Source organism: Sinomonas sp., assembly GCF_036848755.1.
GTDB lineage: Bacteria > Actinomycetota > Actinomycetes > Actinomycetales > Micrococcaceae > Sinomonas.
Map to the genome: position 1 here is coordinate 1 of NZ_DAIUJO010000202.1, position 3,399 is coordinate 3,399.

Below are 3,399 nucleotides of genomic sequence, written 5' to 3' on the forward strand. Positions count from 1 at the left end.
GCTACCCTCCGGCCCCGGCACATGATGAACCAGCGGCGCGGACGGTACTAGGCACGCCGGTCTCCGCACTCCCGCGCGGCTGCGCGGCTGCACCGCTGCACGGCTGCACGGCTGCGCGGCTGCGCGGCGCAAGTGTGCACGGGTTCTTTCAGATGTCGGCTGGCGGGTCTAGGCTCGGGAGCGTGACTCAGAACACCTCCAATCCCTCCACCGAGTTCCCGCAGCGAGCACCGTCGATCATCGACGCCGCGGCCGAGACGTTCACGGACCGGCACCTCGAGCTCAATCCGTCGCTCGCGACAGAGCTCGGGTTCGCGGGCCATGAGACCGAATACCCCGACTACTCCCCCGCCGGGCACCGGGCGCGGCTCGCGCTCTTCCGGGAGACCCTCATGCTGCTCGAGACACTCGAGCCCATTGACGGGATCGACGAGGTCACGCTCGACGCGATGCGCGAGCGCCTCGGCCTCGACATCGAAGACGTCGAGAGCGGTTGGACGCTCGCCGAGCTCAACAACATCGACTCCCCCGCCCAGCACATCCGCGCGGTGTTCGACCTGATGCCGACGGACACGGCGGAGCACTGGAGCCACATCGCAGGCCGGGCGGCCAACGTCCCCACGGCGCTGGACGGGTACGTGGCCTCGCTCCGCGCGGCCGCCGCCGACGGCAGAGTCGCCGCGGCCCGGCAGGTGCGCGTCGTCGTCGGGCAGGCGCGGCAATACGGCGCGGAGGGCACCGGATTCTTCGCCCGGCTTGCCGAGAACGCGAAGCTCGACGGCGGCGCCGGCCTGCCCGAGGACGTCGCCCTCACGCTCGCGGAAGGCTGCCGCGCGGCAGCCGCCGCCTACGTCAGGCTCGCCGACTTCCTCGAGGACGAACTGCTTCCGCAGGCGCCGGAGAAGGACGCCGTGGGCCGCGAACGGTACGCCCGCGCGTCGCGCCGCTTCCTCGGGGCCGCGGTGGATCTCGAGGAGACGTACGCGTGGGGTGTGGCCGAGCTGGATCGGATCATCGCGGAGCAGGAGGCCGTCGCCGGGCAGATCAAGCCGGGTGCGACGATCGAGGAGGCCAAGAAGGCGCTCGACGACGATCCCGCGCGCCAGCTCCACGGGACCGACGAGCTGCGGGCCTGGATGCAGGGGCTCTCGGACAGAGCGGTCGCGGCCCTCGCAGGCACCCACTTCGAGATCGCAGAGCCCATGCGCAAGCTCGAGTGTATGATCGCGCCGACCCATGACGGCGGGATCTATTACACCGCACCCTCGGACGACTTCTCCCGCCCCGGCAGGATGTGGTGGTCCGTGCCCGAGGGAGAGGACTCGTTCACCACGTGGTCCGAGACCACGACGGTCTACCACGAAGGCGTGCCCGGTCACCACCTCCAATGCGCCACCGCGGTCTATCGCCGCGAGCTGCTCAACCGGTGGCGTCGCCTCATCTGCTGGGTTTCCGGCCACGGGGAAGGCTGGGCCCTCTACGCCGAGCGCCTCATGGACGAACTGGGGTACCTCTCCGACCCGGGAGACCGGATGGGCATGCTCGACGCCCAGCGCATGCGCGCCGCGCGCGTCGTGTTCGACATCGGAGTGCACCTTGAGCTCGAGGTTCCCGAGCGGTGGGGTTCGGGCACGTGGACGCCCGAGAAGGGCTACGAGTTCCTGCGGAAGAATCTCGCCATCTCCGAGGGCCAGCTCGACTTCGAGTACAACCGCTACCTCGGGTGGCCGGGGCAGGCTCCCTCGTACAAGGTCGGGCAGCGGCTCTGGGAGCAGATGCGCTCGGACCTGGCCGAGCGGGCGGCGTCGGAGGGGCGCGAATTCGATCTCAAGGGGTTCCACACGCGTGCACTCAACCTCGGCTCGGTGGGTCTCGATACGCTGCGGCGGGCTCTCCTCTCGTGAGAGATACTTCACAGGTTCGGGGGGAATAGCGTAACAATTCTCCCTTTTGGCGCGGCTTTCCGGGGAATGTCCGGGAGGCCGCGCCCCGCGGCTGCTTCATATTTCTCAACAGAGATTCGATGTGTTATCTGCACCGAACCTAAGGTGCCTGGGTGAGCACATCAACCAGCACCCGCACCCGCCGCCTCCCGGCGTGGGCAACGTCATTCGGGACGCAGATCATTGCTGCGCTCGTCGTGGGCGTCATCCTCGGCCTCGTCGCCAAGTTCACCGGCAGCACGTCCGCGAAGCCGAACGGGCTCGGCGCGACCCTCTCGACGATCGGCAGCAGCTATGTCGCTCTGCTGCAGACCGCCGTCGTCCCCCTCATCTTCACCGCGGTGGTCAGCTCGATCGCGAACCTGCGCCAGGTTTCGAACGCGGCGAAGCTCGCATGGAACACCCTGCTCTGGTTCGCCATCACGGCCTTCGTCTCGGTCATGATCGGGATCGGGCTCGGCGTCCTCTTCCAGCCGGGCGCAAACACCGGCATCACCCAGCAGGCGAAGTACGCGGGCAAGACCGGCGACTGGTGGGCCTTCCTCACGGGCCTGTTCCCGCACAACTTCCTGGGGCTCACCGCCAGCTCGACGGTGGCCGACGGCGGAGCCGTCACCACGAACGTGAGCTTCAATGTCCTGCAGATCCTCGTCATCGCGATCGCCGTAGGCATCGCCGTGCTCAAGATCGGCGCAAAGGCTGATCCGTTCCTCTCGTTCACCCGCTCGGCGCTCGAGATCATCCAGAAGGTCCTCTGGTGGATCATCCGCATTGCGCCGCTCGGCACCGTCGGGCTCCTCGGCAACGCCGTCGCCTCCTACGGCTGGGACACCATCGGCGCGCTGGGGAAGTTCGTCCTCGCGGTCTACGTGGGCCTTGTCCTCGTGCTGTTCGTGTTCTACCCGATGCTGGTCAAGAGCCACGGCCTCTCCGTCAAGCAGTACTTCTCCGGCGTGTGGCCCGCGGTGCAGCTCGGGTTCGTCTCGCGCTCGTCGATCGGCACCCTGCCGCTCACTCAGCGAGTGGCCGAGCGCAACCTCGGCGTCCCGCAGGGTTACGCCTCGTTCGCCGTTCCGCTCGGGGCCACGACCAAGATGGATGGCTGCGCCGCGATCTACCCGGCCGTCGCGTCGATCTTCGTGGCCCAGTTCTTCGGCATCCACCTCGACTTCAGCCAGTACCTGCTCATCGTCATCGTCTCGGTTCTGGGCTCCGCGGCCACCGCGGGGACCACGGGCGCAGTCGTAATGCTCACCCTGACGCTCTCGACTCTCGGCCTGCCGCTCGCCGGCGTCGGCCTCCTGCTCGCGATCGATCCGATCCTCGACATGGGCCGCACCGGCGTGAACGTTGCGGGCCAGGCCCTCGTGCCGACGATCGTCGCGAAGCGCCAGCGCATCCTCGATCTCGGCCTGTACAACGCCGAGCGCTCCCGCTCGGCCTTCACAGACGAGGC

Annotated in this window: 2 protein-coding genes; both read left to right on the plus strand. The window is 68.3% G+C overall.

Going from position 1 to position 3,399, the window contains the following annotated elements; all coding sequences use genetic code 11:
- Positions 1 to 182: 182 nt before the first annotated feature.
- On the plus strand, positions 183 to 1,904 hold the full coding sequence (locus V7053_RS18375) for a DUF885 domain-containing protein (protein ID WP_334173699.1): 1,722 nt from the start codon (positions 183 to 185) through the stop codon (positions 1,902 to 1,904).
- 152 nt (positions 1,905 to 2,056) lie between these two features.
- Positions 2,057 to 3,399: dicarboxylate/amino acid:cation symporter (locus V7053_RS18380; RefSeq protein ID WP_334173700.1), on the plus strand; the 1,343-nt coding region annotated here is incomplete at its 3' end.